Origin of the sequence: uncultured Thermus sp., assembly GCF_938010445.1 — a bacterium.
Lineage (GTDB): Bacteria > Deinococcota > Deinococci > Deinococcales > Thermaceae > Thermus > Thermus altitudinis.
On record NZ_CALLUR010000065.1, the window covers coordinates 1 to 16,069 of the forward strand.

Genomic DNA, 16,069 nt, shown 5'->3' on the forward strand with positions numbered 1-16,069 from the left:
GGAGGACCGGCTCCTCCTGGAGCTCTCCCTGGACCCAAGGACCCACAAGAAGACCCGCCTGTGGGCCATGATGGTCCGCCTGGCGGCCGAGGGCTGGACCGCCCCAAAGATCGCCCAGCACTTCCACAAGGACCGCACCACGGTCTACCTCGTCCTCCGGCGCTTCGTGAGGGAGGGTCTCCAGGGCCTCGCCTACCGCAAACCCCCGGGAGCCCCCAGGAAGTTCACCCCCGAGATGGCCGCCTTCGTGGAGGAAAGGCTGGCCGAGGATAGGGTCTGGACCGCCCCCCGGCTCTCGGCAGCCCTAGCCGAGCGCTTTGGGGTCCGCCTGGCCCCCAAGGTGGTGGCCCGGCACCTCAGGGCCATGGGGTATGTGTGAAGGTGCTCATGGACCGGGCGCCTTTCCACCGGTCCCGTGGGGTGGGGGTTGTGTCAAGAGTTATGTGTAAGAGTCTGTGTACGGGGGGCATACCGCTCCTGAAGCATCTTCTCCAGCACCTCCTTCACCTCCGCAAAACCCTTGAGCCTCCGCTCCGCCCACCTCCCCTCCTGCCTCTCGGACTCCAGGTAAAGCAGCTTGTACACCGCCTCCTCCTTGGGAAACCTGTGGTCCCGCACCTTGGTCCCCCGGATAAACCGCTCCATCAGGTTGGTGCTCCGCAAATAAGGCCAGAGCACCTCAGGGCGCAAAAGAGCCCCCGAGTTCTCCCACCAGGGAAGGGTACCTGGCCCCCCAGACCTCAAGGCCTCCAGGGCCTCCTGCCGATCCCTCGCCCTATAGATCCCCCTCAGGTCCTGGGCCAGCCAGGCCCGGTCCCGCACCCGCACCTGGGCTAGGCTGGAACGCACCCCTGCCACTGGGCCAGGGGATACACCCGCTGGATCGCCCCCTCTATCCCAGGCAGGGCGTCAGTAATGAAGAGCAAGACCCGCTGCAACCCCCTCTCCCATAGCTCCCTCAAGACTTCTTCCCAAGCGGTGGCGCTCTCTGTGGGCAGGAGCCAGAATCCCAAAACTCGCCTTTCCCCGCTCGGGGTGATCCCCAGGGCCACGTACACGGTTTCCCGTACCACCCCCTCCCCTTCCCTCAAGACCTTGATGGCAAGCCCATCCAGGTAGACGAAGGCCATCTCCTCGGGCAAAAGCCGGGTGCGGAAGGCTCCTGCCGCCTCCAGGACTTGGTCGGTCAGAGCGCTCAGGGTCTCGTGGGAGTAGCGGTGGCCCAGGAGCAGGCTCAGTATCTCGGCCGCCTTGCGCTGACTGACCCCGGCGGCGTAAAGGGCTACCGCCACTTCCCCCACGTCCACCAGGCGGCGGACGTAGGGCTTAAGGAAAGCCGGGTAATACCGAGATTCCCGATCCCTAGGGACCTTCAGGTCCACCTGGCCGAAGGCGGTCTCCAGCTTGCGGGGGTAGTAGCCGTTCCTGCGCCCCCCGTGCACCTGCAAGAAGGCTGTCCGGTCCAGCTCCAGAACCGTCTGCAGAACCTCGGCTACTGTCTCCCGCACCGCTTCCCTCAGCACGATTCGCAAGGTATCCTGGTCCACGGGGCACCTCCTCGTGCTAAGGTGTGCCCCCCTATTAAACACGGGCCCTTACACATAAATCCTTACACGACCCACGCCCCAGCCCCTGGACCTCCTCCTCGGCAAGACCTTCAACGAGACGGAGGCGGGGATCTACGGCCTCATCACCGGGGTTTCCGCCAAGTACCTGGTCTACTTCACCCTGCTTTCCGGGATGATCGCCGCCCTTGGCCTCGGCAAGGTGGTGGCCAACATGGCCCTGGCCCTGGTGGGCAAGCACCCCGCCACCCCCGGGCGGGTCACGGGCATCGCCAGCGTCTTCATGGGCATGTTCTCCGGAAGCGGGGCCGCCGACACCCAGTTCGTCGCCGCCCTCACCAAGCCCCTTTACGAGCGGGCGGGCTACGACCGCTTGATCGCCGCGGGGCTCGTGGCCACCGCCGGGACCATCGCCCTCATCACCCCGCCCGTTTTGGGCTCCATCGCCTTCATCATGGTGGAGGTCCTCCAGATCTCCCTCCTCAAGGTCATCGTCATGGCCATCGGCCCGGCCCTCCTCTACCTCACCACCGTCCTCGCCTTCAACGAGTTCTACGCCAGGAAGGCGGGGCTCGCCCCCGTGGCCCCCGAGCTCGGCATGAGCCGGCGGGCCTACGCCCTCCGCTACAGCTACATCTTCCTCCCCATCCTCCTCATCGTGGCCATGCTCTACCTGGGGTACGAGGTGCGCACCGCGGCGAGCCTCGCCCTCGTCCTCTTCGTGGCCCTGGCCTACCTGGACCCCACCCTGAGGCCAAAGGGAATCGCCCCCATCTTCCAGGGCCTCGCCGAGGGCTTCCGCACCCTCCTTCCCATCGGCACCGCCGTCACCGCCGCCAACCTCATCTTCGCCAACATGGTCATCTCCGGCCTTCCCTCCAAGTTCAGCCAGCTTCTGCAGCAGGTCTCGGGGGAAAGCCTCCTCCTTGCCACCCTGATCACCGCGGTCTTCAGCCTCGTCCTGGGGATGGGCGTCCCCCCCACGGCCACCTACGTCCTCACCTCCGCCCTGACGGCGCCAGCCATCATCGGCCTGGCCGCCAAAAACTTCGCCGCCGAGGGGCTAGGCCAGGAAGCCGCCCAGCAGGCCGCCCTTCTCGCCACCCACATGTTCCTCTTCTACTACGCCGTCCTCGCCGACGTGACCCCGCCCGTGGCCCTCTCCGCCTACGCCGCCGCCAGCGTCTTCGGCACCAACCCCCTCCAGACCGGCATCTACGCCGCCCGCGTGGCCCTCTCCAAGTACCTGGTGGGCTTCTTCTTCCTCCTCGCCTACTCCGGCACCGCCCTCCTCATCCTCCCCGTCCTGGAAACCGCCCCGCCCGAGAAGGCCTGGTCCCTCATCCTCTGGCGCTTCCTCGCCGTGGGGCTTGGGGTGGTCTACCTCTCCGCCTCGGGGGCCGGGTACACGCGGAGGGTCCTGGCCCGCTGGGAGGCCTGGGCCCTCGGGGGCTTGGCCTTCCTCCTCTTCGTCCCCCACCTCTACCTGAACCTCGCCGCCTTCCTCCTCGGGCTTTTCTTCTTCCGCAAGGGCAGGGGGAGCTTGTCTGGTGAATCGCCTTGGACCCCGGAGGCAGGGGAAGAAAGGGGAGAAGGACCCTAAGGCTGTAAATGATGAGCCCCAAGAACGCCCGCGCCAGGACCGTCTAAGGCTTTCCCTTCAGCAACTAATTAAGGAATCCTCCAGATCCCGTTCCCCAGCGCCCCCCGGCCATCCGTGGAAGAGGGCATGGCCAGCGCGATGTTCTCATGGTAAGGGAAAAACCCACGGGGAGTTCTTATCACGGAGTCTCACCAGAACGCGTCCTCCTGCCTAGACTCCAGCCCCCGTACCTCATACCTCCTCAAAGGAAGCCTCGGCCCCGAGCACCCGGCTGTTCTCCTTGAGGACCCGCTCCAGATCCTCGGGGAATCCCTCCGGAGCCTCGGCGTGGGCCTCGAGGACCACCTCGAGCCGGACACCGCCCTCCTTGTAAAGGTGCAGGAGAACCTCCTCGGCCAGGGCCCTCACCTCGGGAAGGAGGCTTTCCATCCGCAGGGTCTTCTTGAGGTAGAAACGGCGGGGCCTCGAAGGCCTAGGCGGAGGCGGGACCGGGACCTTCTCGTCATCCCCCTCCCCGTCCGGGGGTGGGGGAACGTCTTCCCCGGTTTTCTCCTTCAAAAACCGGGCGGCCACCTCGGGCTTCAGGAGGTAACCCCCCAGGGAGGGGGCCACCTCCTCTCCGAGGACCACCCCCTTGGGAACCCCGCCCTCCAGCCTCTCGGCGTAACCAAACCGCCCCTCCTTAACCCCCTGGGCCACGGTGGCGAGCAGCACCCCTTCGTCCTTCAACCGGGGGAGGTAGAGGTACGAGGCGAGGTCTTCCCAAAGCCGCCTCAGGGGGAGGACGCCTTTCGGCTCGGCCACTTCCCAGAACCCGTAGCGGGCGAGGGTCTCCCCCAGAAACTCCGGGTGCCACCGCACGAGGACGAGCCCCTCGTTCTGGGCCTTGCTGGCCGCCCGCTCCAAGGGGTTGCCGCTCCCCAGGAGGCGGAGGGCGTCCACCTCCAGGTCCGGAGCCTTGGGGTCGGGCTGATGGAAGACGAGGAGGTGGCGGTAGGCCTCCTCGAGGCGGAGCCTCAGGGTGTCCTCCGCCTGGCGAAGGCGGCTCTCCACCTGGCGCACGTCCGCCGCCCCCAGGTTCAGGCTCTCCCGGTCTTCCCAAATGGAACGCCAGGCCAGGTACTGGCGGGCCGCCTCCTCGAGGTCGGGGACCAGGACGGCCTCGGGAGCGAGGAAGAGGAGGGTGTTGCGGTAACGCCTTGGGGCCCGGCCCCGCCCCTCCAGGACCTCCCGGGCCCACCGCTCCGCCTCCGAACCCCCCTTGGCGTAGGGGGTCCGGGGAGAGAGGACCACAAGGCGCAGGCTGGGCTCGTCCGCCACCTCTCCCGAGCCCGCGGGGGCCGCGTGCACCCCCTGGAAGAGGGCGGGGCGCCCCTTGGCCCAGGCCCGCAGGCGCTCCTCCAGTTCCATTAGGGCCTCCTCCCGCGATACGGCCGCCGCCCGGTCCTGGGCCATCCGGTTGAGGCTCGGGCGGGTCTCAAACCAGTAGCGGTCCCCCTCGGCGTGAAAGTAGACCAGGCGCTCGGAGAGGGCCTTCAGGGCCTCGGTGAAGAGGGCCGGGCTCTCCCCGGGGTGGGCCACCCCCAGCTTGACCCGGACCCCCTCCACCCCCCTGGGCTTGCCCGTAGGGGCGGCCCCGGCGGGGGCGGTGGCCAGAAAGACCGCCCGGGCCGCCCGGCGGGCCGCCTGGTGGCGGCCAAGGGAAGGGCGCTCCTTTTCCAGGGCGAAGGCCTTGGCGTTGGGGCCGTCTATGTCTGAATCAATCACCTGGTCAAACCCCTCCTGGTGGCGGGAGAGGTGGCGAACGAGCTCGTAGCGGGGGCCGTCGGCGTCCAGGGGAAGGCCCCCCGGCAGGATCAGGGGGGAGGTGTCCCCCCGGACCCAGAGGGTGTAGACCACCGAGGCCAGGAGGCGGAGCACCCCCCGGGTGCGCTGGAAGCCCTCGAGGGTGGCCCAGTCCTCGTAAAGCCGGTCAAAGAGCTCCGGATGGATGGGGTAGGCGAGGCGCATCCGCTCCTCGTAGCGGGGCTCGAGGACCTCGCTTGGGAACTCCCCCCGGTGCTCCCGGTAGTAGCGCACGTACTCCCGCACCACGGCGTCCCGCACCCGATAGCCCTCCGCCGAAAGGGGCTGGAAGAGCCTGCGGCGCACGATCTCGTAGGTTTCGTCCTGGGTAGCGGGCTGCCACACCGACTCCAGCCTCCCGAAGACGTTCTGCAACCGGAGGAGGGCCTCCCTCCCCCCTCCTCCCCCCACCTCGGCGTCGGAGGCGGGAAGGGAGGCCACCACCAAGGCGCGGGGGCTGCGCTTGGCCGCCTCGGTCAAGGCCTGGGCGAAGGTCAGGTTCTGGTCAAAGGTCCCGGCGGGGAGGCCCTCCTCCCCGTAGAGGTTGCGCAGGAAGGCCACCCACTCGTCTATGAGCACCAGGGCCGGGCTGAAGCGGTCAAAGAGCTCCTTGAGGACATCGGAACCCGGGGCCACCCCCGTGCGGTCCTCCTCCTCCAGCATCCGGTAGCCCTCCACGCCCCCGAGCTGGTAGGCGATCTCCCCCCAGAGGGTGCGCACCACCACCCCCTCGGGCTTGGGGTGGGGGCGGGCGGGGCTAAAGGCGGTGCCCACGAAGACCGCCCGGCGGGCCAAGGGCACCCGGGCCACCCCTGCCTGGGCCAGGAGGTCCTCGAGGCCCGGCACCTCCCCGGGGTCCACCGCCCCGCCGAAGAGGTGGTATAGGGCAAGCATGGAGTGGGTTTTCCCCCCGCCAAAGGCCGTCTGGAGCTCCACCACCGGGTCCCCCCCCTCCCCCGCCAGGCGCTTCAGGGCGTTGAGGAGGAGGCGCTTCAGCCCGGAGGTGAGGTGGGTGCGGCGGTAGAACTCCAAGGGGTTCCCGTACTCCTCCCCGGCCTCGCCCCGGTGCACCTGGGCCAGGTCGGCGGCGAACTCCGCCTCGCTGTACCGCCCCGAGGCCACGTCGGGGTGGGGCGTGACCACCTCCCGCCAGGGCTTGAGGCCCTGGGGGACGACGGCCAGGGACTGCTTGACCGCCCGCTCCGCCTCCCGCTTCGCCTCCTCCTCAAAGCGGCGCCTGAGGAGCTCCCGGGCCATGCGGGCCGTCTCCTGGGCCTCCTCGGCGGCGATCATCTCCAGGAGGCGGGTCATGCTGTCCAGGGCCCGGTGGGCGTCCTCAAAGGAGAAGGCACCTTGGTGGGCCCAGCGGTTGCGGAACTCCAGAAGCTCCTTCACCAGGGTCCGGCCCCAGCGCCCGAGCTTCTCGTCAAAGACCTCGCTCCAGCGGTAGTCCATGAGCTTGAGGAGGGCCTGGGCGTCGGGGTCTTGCAGGGAAGCCCGGTCCCCCCTCAGCACCTCCCCCGCCTCCCTGACCCATTCCTCGCCGTAGACCCGTCGGTACTCCCGCTCCACGAAAGGCCTCAGCCCGGACCGAAGGAGGTCCAGGCCCTTACCCACGATCTCCCGGTTGCTAAGCGCCATACCTCAAAGCTTAAGCCCCCAAACGGCCCAAGGGGGCGGCAGGCGACCCCTCCTAGACCTTCCAGGCGGGCAGGACCAGGCGGGGAAGCCCCATCTGCGCCGTCAGGAAGTCCACGTAAAGCCTCAGGTAGGGCCAGAGGTGCACGATCAGGTTTCGCTCCCTAAAGGTGCGGAAGAGGGGCTCGTCCGGGAAGAGGGGCGTGGCGTAGCCGGCCCTCACCCTGAGCCGCAGGAAACCGAAGGGCCCCTCCTCGTCCTGGAAGTCCAGGTTCAAGGCGAGCCCGGCGGTGAAGCCCCCCTCCCTCGGCTCGGGGCCGAAGGCCTCGAGGCCCATGCGGAAGGAGAGCTTCCCCTTGGGGGAGCGCTCCAGCTTCGCGTGGGCCTCCGTCATCTCCACGGACCGGATCTCCAGGCCCTGGAGGAACCTGGCGTAGGCCTCGGGATCGGGCTCCCCAGAAGGCGAGGGCCCCCATCCCTTGGGCTTGAGGAGGCCCGAGCGCTTCAGGGTGTTGTAGACCCTCTGGTAGCTCAGCCCCAGGGCCTTGGCGATCTCGGAGACGCTCTTCCCTTCCCGGTAGAGCCTGCGGATGGTTTCCGATTTGCTTTCCATGCTCTAGGCGGCCCAAGAAGCCCAGGAGGCCTTGCCGAAAGCAGGCTCCGGGCCAAATCCGGCGTTTTCCCAAGAGGGATTCGTCGTCTCCGCCACGGGCTCGTCCGCCGCGAGGGAGAAGCGGGCCAGGACCTCCCCCCTCTCGTCGGCGAACTCCAGCCTTAGGGAAAGCCCCAGGGCCTGGGCGTAGCGGGCCAGGCTCTCCAGGCTCATGGAGAGGCCCGCGGAGGTCTCCAGCTGGCTCACCCGGCCCCGGGAGACCCCGAGGCGCTGGGCCACCTCCTTCTGGGAAAGCCCCCTCTCCTCCCTCAGGTAGCTGAGAAGCCAGGAGAGCTCCTCGTCCAGGACCTCCCGGTAAAGCCGCCTGGCCTCCGGGTCCTTCATGGACTCCCGGAAGTAGTCGCTAAAGTTGATGTTGTTTCCCATGGCAAGTCCCCCCTAGTTAACGTTTCTCTGGCTTTCCCTGTACGCCTTCACCGCGAACTCCAGCAAGTCGGGGTCGGCTTCGTCCCGTTTCTTAACCTCTCCCGCGGCGACGACGAAGAGCGTGGCCCCTTGCCGCCAGTAGTAAAGCCGAAGCCCAGAAGGATGGCGCAGCTCCCAGATGGGTGCCTGGAGCCCCTTAAGAGGCTTGGCCAAAGGTGGACGCAAGTCAGGGCCGTGCTCCTCCAGGTTCTTGAGGAGACGCTGGGCGAAGGCCAGAAGCTTGGGGTTGCTCCTCTTGAGCGTGTTGAAGAACTCCAGGACTTGAGAGTACCCTCGGGCGTTCCGATAGAGCTCCACCCGGTACTGCGCCACCGCACACCTCCATGTTAGTAGACCCCTTTAGGTTAGTCAAGGCTAACGCAAGGCGGGGTCGTTTACGCCAGCTCCCACCCCGTGGCCCTGGAACCGCCGCGCTAGGGTCTTTTGGAGGGAAGGGGAATCTCGTCCCCGTGTTCGTAAGCGGTTTCTAGCCAGAGCCTACGGGCCTCCTCCAGGTTAGCCAGGGCCTCCTCCAGGGTCTCGCCCACGGACACGCACCCCTCGAGGTCCGGGTGGAGGGCGGTGTAACCCCCCTCCGGCTCCGCCACCAGGAGCACGGGGTACTTCAGGCTCAGGTAGTAGTCCAAAGGCTTCCGCATCGTGTTCCTCCGGTCGCCACCCCTTGAAAGAAACAAGGGCACCCCTCAGGCCTTCCCTACTCAAAAAGCCCCTCCTGCACCGCTCCCCGCGCCCTGGCCGCCTCCACCGCCAGGTGGCCGTAGCTTTTGGCCAGGAGGTTGAAGCTCTGGGCGTCCTCGGCGCGGCCCCTGCGCTCGGCGATCTGGTAGAGGCGGTAGGCCAGAGCCCGGGCCCCCTCCGCCAGGGCGGGGGGAAGCTCGGCGAGGAGCCTGGCCGCGGCCCCCTCCCCTTCCCTCTCCAGGAGGCGGATGAGGTGGTGGGCGGCCTCCCAGGCGCTCAGGCGGCGGTCGGCCTTGGGGTCCCAGTCCTCCGGGTACTCCTCGGGCCGGAAGAGGCGCACCTTACCGCCCCGGGCGAGGAGGATGCCTCCCTCCTCCAGGGCGGAGACCGCCACGTTCTTGGCCTTGGCCAGGGTCTCGGCGTCGCCGAAGGGACCCTCGCCGTAGCCGTACTGCTCGTACCAGGCGAGGGCGAAGCGGCTTGGGGCGTCCAGCTCCGCCTCTTCCTCGGCCAGAAACTCGTCCAGGACCTGGTTGATGAGGGCCAGGGCCTCCCTGACGGAGAGGGGCCTGCCGTCCGGCTCCACCACGGCGCTGTAGCGGCTGAAGACGGCCATGCCCGGGCCGATGGCGCTCTGGGCCAGGTCCACGGGGGGAATGCTCCCCCGGGTGAGGTCCTCGAGGGCCTTGGGGAGCTCGGCCCGGAGGGCGCGGAGGAACTCCTGGCGGGAGGCGCGGGGGGCGTCTTCGGGCCTGGGACGACAGACGAGGACGATGGAGGAGGCGAGGGCGTTGGAGCCCTGGCCCCGGGGGCGGTTTGACCGCTCGGTGCGCATGGGCCAGGTGGCCACCACCTGGAAGCCCTCCTCCACGAGGCCCTGGAGGAAGGTCTCCCAGCCCGTGGAGGCCACGGCCTCGGTCTCCCCTTCCTCGTCCTCCTCCACCTCCTGCTGCTTGAAGGCGTAGTAGAGGGTGAGGGGGTAGTCGGGGTGGGCCCTGGCCCGCAGGTTGCGGAAGACCCGGCGCATCCCCTCCTCAAAGTGGCGGCGGGCGGCGTCCGGCCCCCCCTGGCGGTGGGGGTCGGCGATGAGCTCCTCCTCCTTGGGGGTGAGGAGGGTGCGGAAGAGGTCGGGGTAGGTGTCCCGGAGAGTCCTCCGGAGCCAGACGTAGAAGAAGTCGGAGAGGTCGGCGTAGGGCACGTTGTCGTAGTAAGGCGGGTCGGTGGAGATGAGGGGCGGGGCGGGGACGCCGTTCACCGCCTCCACGGCGTTCACCTGCCGGGCCTCCCCCGGAGGACGAGCGGGGATAGTTTCTAGCACCTCTGCAACCCACTCAACAGCATCGGTAAAGTTACGTGTGGAGCTGGAGAAAGGATTTACCTCGGCATAATCCCAAACCATCGGCAAAGCCTGACGACTGAAAGCGCCGGCGACAAAGTCGCCGGCGCATTGCCACCTTGAAAGGGTGTTCCCGCTCTCCGCAAGTCGGTCTACCGCAAGCGCCAAATATACCCCTACGGCCTCGGCGTAGGCCCGGGCGCCCGTTCCCCCTTGGGCCAGGGGAGTAGGGTCGTCGGGCAGGCCCGCCTCCAGAGCGTCTTGGTAAACCCGTTCCCTGGCCTGGGCCACCAGGTCGGAGAACGTGGCGAGGGCCAGGAGCTGGCGGGGGGTGAAGAGGTCCGAAAAGCGCTCCAGGCCATAGATAGAGGGGGTCATATGTCGGCTGTTTTTCGCAAAGGCGTAGTCCGGCTTCCAAGGGGGCGTAGCCTGCTCGGCCACCTTTTCGTGCTCCGGCTCAGGGGCGTGGTACCCCCTTCCCCCGGTCTCTTCCGTGACGATGGCCATGAGCCTCGCCCCCAAGCGGCCCGCCTGGCCCTCCTTTCGCACGTGCTCCAGGGGGATGGGGGTGCCGCAGACGAGGCACTGCGCCCCTCGGCGGTTCACCGTGCCCTCCAGGGGCGGTGTGCCCGCTCCGGTTTTCACGCGGAACACCACCCTCCCCCCCTCCACCTCGGGGGCCACGTAGGCCTCCTTTCCCCGCTTCTTGGAGAGCCAGAAGGAGCGCACCAGGGGCGCGTCCGCACGGCAGGCGGGGTTCGGGCACGGCACGGTGCGGGCCCAGAGCCAGGCGATCACCGTCTTTCCATTCAGCGTCGGGTAGTAGGCCCCGATGCGCCGCCAGGCCTCCTCCCGCACCCAGCGCCCGTAAAAGCGCACGTCCTCGGCCAGACCCTTGGCCCGGGGAAAGCGGTCCGTGGGCTGGCGCCTCGCCCGGTAGTCCGGGTTCACCGGGGGAAGGTCCGCAAAGAGGGGCGGCACCTCCACCAGGGCCTTGTTGATGAGGACGGCCACGGGGTTCAGGTCCCCGGCGTAGGCCCTAAGGCCGAGGCGCTGGGCCTCCAAGGGGATGGTCCCCCCGCCCGCGAAGGGGTCCAGCACGGGCGGGGCCTCTTCCAGGAGGGCGAGGATGGCGGCGCGGTCCTCCTTGGAGCGAGGAGGGGTCTTCCCCAGGGCCTTTGCCAGGCTCTTCGCCACCTCGTAGCGGGCCTCCCAGAGGATGGGGGAGTCGGGGTTCTTGGCCTCGTCCCAGTTCACCAGCCTCTCCAGGAGGGCGAAGAGCTGGTTCCGCTCCTTGTCCTCCCCGGGGTCGTCCACCACGCTGGCGAAGAGCACCGCCCTGGCCGTGGCCAAGGGGCGCCTCGCCCACCAGAGGTGCAGGGTGGAGGGGTGACCGTGGCGGATGGACTTCTCGCGGCTCGCCTCCTTGTTGATGGCCTCGAGGGGTAGGGCGACCTCAATCAGCTTCTTAGGCATTGCGGGCCTCCTCCAAGATTTCCAGGATCTCCTTGGCGGCGTAAAGCCTGTTGCGCTTCCTCTCGCTGACGGGTGTCAGGATACCGTCTTCTTCCAGCCTCTGCACCAGCCTGTTCGCCCAGGCGTGGGTAATCCCCAGGCGGTCCTTGACCAGAGGGACGGTCAACACCGGGCGCTCAAAGAGAAGGTCCAGCAATCCCAGGATGTGGGCGCTCCCTCCCTTGCGCCCGTACCTTTCCCGCCACTCCCTCCAGAGGTCAAGGAGCCTGCGCGCACGCTCCGCCACGTCCTTAGCCTCCGTGCGCACCCCTTCCAGGAAGAAGGCCAACCAGTCCTCCCAAGCTCCCCGCTGGCTCACCCCGAGGAGAAGGTCGTAGTAGAGGGTTCGGTGCCGTTCAAAGTAGGCGGAGAGGTAGAGGGCGGGCTCCGGTAAGAGCCCCCTCTCCAAAAGCATCAGGGTGATGAGGAGCCGCCCAATCCTGCCGTTTCCGTCCAGGAAGGGGTGGATGGCCTCAAACTGGTAGTGGACCAGGGCGATCTCCACGAGGGGCGGAAGCCCGTGGTCGCTGGACCAGAAGCGCTCTAGGGCGTCCAGGGCCTCCAGCATGGGGCCGGGAGGAGGGGGCACGTACCGGGCCTCCTCCAAGGAACTCCCCGGTGGACCGATCCAGTTCTGGGTCCGGCGGAACTCCCCCGGGGCCCGGCCCCCTCCGCGCACCCCCCGGAGGAGCACCGCGTGGACCTCCTTGAGGAGCCTCAGGGAAAGGGGTATCTCCTGGAGAAGTTCCCTCCCCCGCTCCAGGGCGCGGATGTAGTTGAGCACCTCCTGGACGTCCTCCCTGAGCTTTGGGGAGGGGAACAAGGGCACCTGGGCCTCGAGGGCGTAGACGTCCAGCAAGCCCGCCTGGGTGCCTTCTATGCGGGAAGAGAGCACCGCCTCTTTCTGGATGAAGGGGCGGATGAAGAGGTACGGGTTGGGAAGCTGGCGCAAGAGCCCCGCCAGTTCCCCGAGGGCCCCACGGGCCTCGTCAAGAAGGGCGATGAGGCGGAGGCTCCATTCCAACCGGGGCGGTAAGGGGTCTGGCAGGAAGGCGTACACGCCCCGGCCGATGGCCAAAAGCTTCCCCGGGGCCTGGGGGGCGAACTCCTCCGGGCGCACGGCCCTTATGATACTAGCTCCCCCATCTTGTATCACAAGACTTGGCATGTGCTACTGCCGTATCACAAGAGCCCGCTGGTCTTCTGCTAGGCTATCTCCCGTGGAGCCCGGAAAGCTGGCCCGTGGGGTGCGCCTCCGGGGCCTCACCCCGGAGGGGAGCGTGCGGGTGGAGGACGTCCGCCCCCTGGGGAGCGCCCTCCGGATCACCTACCGCACCCCCTCCGGGAGGCTGGAGGAGGCCCTCCTCTACCCCGAAGACCTCCGGGGCCTCGAGGTGGAGGAGGAGGCCCGCCCTCCCCTGGACGCCCCCGGAGACCTCTTCCGCCTCGCCGCCGAGGCCAAGCGCATCCAGTACGCCTACCTCTTTGACCCCTGGATGGCCGTGCACACCTCCCTGGTGGAGCCCCTCCCCCACCAGATTGAGGCGGTGTACGGCCACATGCTCCCCAAAAACCCCCTCCGCTTCCTCCTGGCCGACGACCCCGGGGCGGGGAAGACCATCATGACCGGCCTCTACATGCGAGAGCTGGCCCTGAGGGGGGCCCTGGAGCGGGCCCTGGTGGTGGCCCCAGGAAGCCTGGTGGTGCAGTGGCAGGAGGAGCTTTGGGAGAAGTTCCGCCTCCGCTTTGAAATCTTCTCCCGCTCCTGGCTGGAAAACAGTCTGGAAAACCCCTTTCGCAAGCACCCCTACTGGCTTGCCCGCTTGGACCAGCTGGCCCGCTTCCCGGAGGTGGCGGAGAGGGCCCTGGAGGTGGACTGGGACCTGGTGGTGGTGGACGAGGCCCACAAGATGTCCGCCACCTACTACGGCCTGGAGGTCAAGGCCACCCGGCGCTACCGCCTGGGCCAGCAGCTTTCGGAAAGGGCCAAGCACCTCCTCCTCCTCACCGCCACGCCCCACCGGGGCAGGGAGGAGGACTTCCGCCTCTTCCTCGCCCTTCTGGACCCCGACCGCTTCGCCGGGAGGCCCCGGGCGGGAAGCCCCGCCCCCGATACCCAAGGGGTCTGGCTCAGGCGGCAGAAGGAAGACCTGGTGCGCTTTGACGGCACGCCCCTCTTCCCCGAACGCCGGGCCTACACCGTGGCCTACCACCTTTCCTCGGAGGAGATGGCCCTATACGAGGCCGTGACCGCCTACGTGCGGGAGGAGATGAACCGGGCGGAGTCCTTGGAGGAGGGCAGGCGGCGCACCGTGGGCTTCGCCCTCACCCTGCTCCAGAGGCGGCTGGCCTCGAGTCCGCTGGCCATCGCCCGCTCCCTGGAACGGCGCAGGAAGCGCCTGGAGGCGAGGCTTTCGGAGGTGCGGCGAGGGCTTGTCCCCGGCTTTCCCCTTTTGGAGGAGGAGGACATTGAGGAGCTTGAGGAGTTCCCCACCGAGGAGCTGGAGGGCGCTCCCGAGGTCCTGGACCAGGCCACCGCCGCCCGCACAGCGGCCGAGCTGGAGGCGGAGATCCGCACCCTGAAGGCCCTCGAGGCCCAGGCCAAGCGCCTCCTTCAGCAGGAGCAGGACCGGAAGTGGCAGGAACTCCGCCGCCTCCTGGAGAGCGACCTTATCCGGGGAAGAAAGCTCATCGTCTTCACGGAGCACCGGGACACCCTGGAGTACCTGGAAAAGCGCCTTTCCACCTTCTTGGGCCGCCCCGAGGCGGTGGTGGTCCTGCACGGGGGGCTTTCCCGGGAAGAGCGGCGACTGCGCCAGGCCCGCTTCGCCCAGGACCCCAAGGTGGCCCTCCTGGTGGCCACGGACGCCGCCGGGGAGGGGGTGAACCTCCAGCAGGCCCACCTCATGGTGAACTACGACCTGCCCTGGAACCCATCCCGGCTGGAGCAGCGCTTCGGCCGCATCCACCGCATCGGCCAAACGGAGGTCTGCCACATGTGGAACCTGGTGGCGGCCAACACCCGGGAAGGAGAGGTCTACCTGCGCCTCCTGGAGAAGCTGGAGGAGCAGAGCCGCGACCTGGGGGGACGGGTGTTTGACGTCCTGGGACAGCTCTTCCAGGACCACCCCCTGAGAGACCTCCTCATAGAGGCCATCCGCTACGGGGAGGACCCGGAAGTGCGGGCCAGGCTCTTCCGGAAGGTGGAAGGGGCCGTGGACCGGAAACGGCTCCTCGCCCTCCTGGAGGGAGCCCTGGCCAAGGAAGTTCTGGACCCAAGGCGCCTTTCGGACCTCCGGGAGGAGATGGAGCGGGCCGAGGCCCGGAGGCTCCAGCCCCACTACCTCACAAGCTTTTTCCGCGAGGCCCTGGAGCGGCTCGGAGGGAGCGTGCACCCGAGGGAGGCGGGGAGGATGGAGGTGACCTTCGTTCCCCCCCGGGCGCGCGGACCGGGGGTGCTCCGGCAGTACACCCGGGTGACCTTCCACAAGGACCGGGTGAGCCTTCCCGGAAAGCCCCAGGCCGACTTTCTGGTTCCCGGGCACCCCCTCTTGGACGCGGTGCTAAAGGCCACGCTGGAGGCCTGGGGGGAGTACCTGGAGCGGGGGACGGTGCTGGTGGACGAGGAGGCCACGGAGCCCCGGCTCGTCCTTGCCCTGGAGCACGGGGTGGAAGACGCCCGGGGGCCCGTTTCCCGGCGCCTCCTTTACGTGGGGGTGAGCCTTAAGGGGGAGGTGCGTCCGGAGGGGCCCGCTCCCTACCTGGACCTCCGCCCCGCCACGGAGGAGGAAGGGCGGCTAGGTCGGGAACTCGCGGGCCGCCTAGACCTTCCCAGGCTCCTGGAGAAGGCGGAAGCCTATGCGGTGGAGCACCTGAGCCGGGAGCACCTGGAGGAGGTGCGCCGCCAGCGGGAGGCCGAGGTGGACCGGACCCTCAAAGCGGTAAGGGAGCGCTTGATCTCGGAGATCCTCTACTGGGACTCTCGGGCCGCGGAGGAGGAGCGAAAGGCCCAGGCGGGGAAGGTGGCGGCCAAGGCGCGGGCAGAGGCGGCGAGGCGTCGGGCCGAGGAGCTTCGCGAACGGCTCAGGCGAAGGGAGGAGGAGCTCCTAAGGGCCAAGCACATCCGGTCCCTACCCCCGAGGCTTTCCCAGATCATCTGGGTGATCCCTCCCCTGGCCGAAAGCCCCCTGGCCCCCGAAGAGGAAGCGCGCCGCAGACTGGAACGCCTCGCGGTGGAGGCGGTCCTTAGGCTGGAGCGAAGGTGGGGGCATGAGCCCCGGGAGATGCCGCCGGGCTGGCCCGGTTACGATGTGGAGTCCCGCCTCCCCGATGGGTCCTTGAGGTTCCTCGAGGTCAAGGGCAAGGGGCCAGGCTCCAGCGTGGTCACCCTCTCCCGGACCCAGATCCTCACCGGCCTCAACAAGCCCGATGCCTGGTTCCTGGTGGTGGTGGAAACGGACGGGGAGCGGGCCCTTAGGGCCCACTACATCCCGGCCCCCTTCCAGAGAGAACCCGACTTCGCCGCCACCAGCGTGAACTACGACCTCGGCGAGCTTCTGGCGCGGGCCCGCTGGACGGTGGATCTTTAGCCGAGGAGTTCCTCAAGCTCCTTGAGCTTGCGCTCCACCAAGGCTCGCCGCTCAGGGGGGAGGGCCTCGAGGTCCAGCCGCAAGAGCCTCTCCCCCACCTCCCGGTGCCAGGGCCTGGGGGCCTTCTCCTTCCGCAAGACCTCCCGCACCCGGGCCTTCAGGTCCCGCAGGGAGAGCCCCGCCCTCGCCTCCTCCAGGAGG

Annotated in this window: 8 protein-coding genes and 4 pseudogenes; 3 read left to right on the forward strand and 9 right to left on the reverse strand. The window is 68.3% G+C overall.

What is annotated here, in order from left to right; translation table 11 throughout:
• A pseudogene (locus tag Q0693_RS03970) lies at window positions 1-376 on the forward strand (helix-turn-helix domain-containing protein); the annotation flags it as partial.
• A gap of 56 nt (window positions 377-432) precedes the next feature.
• Here the strand turns inward: Q0693_RS03970 and Q0693_RS03975 are convergent.
• A pseudogene (locus Q0693_RS03975) lies at window positions 433-1,589 on the reverse strand (IS256 family transposase).
• A gap of 31 nt (window positions 1,590-1,620) precedes the next feature.
• On the opposite strand from Q0693_RS03975, the pseudogene Q0693_RS03980 reads away from it, so the two are divergent.
• Window positions 1,621-3,168: pseudogene (locus tag Q0693_RS03980) on the forward strand (TRAP transporter fused permease subunit); the annotation flags it as partial.
• A 231-nt stretch (window positions 3,169-3,399) separates the two neighbouring features.
• Here the strand turns inward: Q0693_RS03980 and Q0693_RS03985 are convergent.
• The 7 genes from Q0693_RS03985 to Q0693_RS04015 all read right to left on the reverse strand — a co-directional run bounded on the left by Q0693_RS03985 (window position 3,400) and on the right by Q0693_RS04015 (window position 12,399).
• On the reverse strand, window positions 3,400-6,654 hold the full coding sequence (locus Q0693_RS03985; RefSeq protein ID WP_298629390.1) for a Swt1 family HEPN domain-containing protein: 3,255 nt from the start codon (window positions 6,652-6,654) through the stop codon (window positions 3,400-3,402).
• A gap of 52 nt (window positions 6,655-6,706) precedes the next feature.
• On the reverse strand, window positions 6,707-7,264 hold the full coding sequence (locus Q0693_RS03990) for a helix-turn-helix domain-containing protein (RefSeq protein ID WP_298629392.1): 558 nt from the start codon (window positions 7,262-7,264) through the stop codon (window positions 6,707-6,709).
• 3 nt (window positions 7,265-7,267) lie between these two features.
• Window positions 7,268-7,690, reverse strand: a complete 423-nt coding sequence (locus Q0693_RS03995) for a helix-turn-helix transcriptional regulator (RefSeq protein WP_038072150.1) — start codon at window positions 7,688-7,690, stop codon at window positions 7,268-7,270.
• Between the two features lie 12 nt (window positions 7,691-7,702).
• Entirely contained in the window at window positions 7,703-8,062 is a 360-nt protein-coding gene (locus Q0693_RS04000) for a type II toxin-antitoxin system RelE/ParE family toxin (RefSeq protein ID WP_014632304.1), read from the reverse strand.
• A gap of 101 nt (window positions 8,063-8,163) precedes the next feature.
• Window positions 8,164-8,388: a type II toxin-antitoxin system HicB family antitoxin gene (locus tag Q0693_RS04005; RefSeq protein WP_298629396.1), complete on the reverse strand. Its 225-nt coding sequence runs from the start codon at window positions 8,386-8,388 to the stop codon at window positions 8,164-8,166.
• A 56-nt stretch (window positions 8,389-8,444) separates the two neighbouring features.
• On the reverse strand, window positions 8,445-11,240 hold the full coding sequence (locus Q0693_RS04010) for a DUF1156 domain-containing protein (protein ID WP_298629398.1): 2,796 nt from the start codon (window positions 11,238-11,240) through the stop codon (window positions 8,445-8,447).
• Window positions 11,233-12,399, reverse strand: a complete 1,167-nt coding sequence (locus Q0693_RS04015) for a Fic family protein (RefSeq protein WP_298629400.1) — start codon at window positions 12,397-12,399, stop codon at window positions 11,233-11,235. The genes Q0693_RS04010 and Q0693_RS04015 overlap by 8 nt, the downstream gene beginning before the upstream one ends.
• 100 nt (window positions 12,400-12,499) lie before the next feature.
• On the opposite strand from Q0693_RS04015, the gene Q0693_RS04020 reads away from it, so the two are divergent.
• Window positions 12,500-15,868, forward strand: coding sequence for a helicase-related protein (locus tag Q0693_RS04020; protein ID WP_298629402.1), 3,369 nt, complete (start codon window positions 12,500-12,502; stop codon window positions 15,866-15,868).
• Here the strand turns inward: Q0693_RS04020 and Q0693_RS04025 are convergent.
• Window positions 15,865-16,069, reverse strand: a pseudogene (locus Q0693_RS04025) (chromosome partitioning protein ParB); the annotation flags it as partial. The gene Q0693_RS04020 and the pseudogene Q0693_RS04025 sit on opposite strands and share 4 nt — an antisense overlap.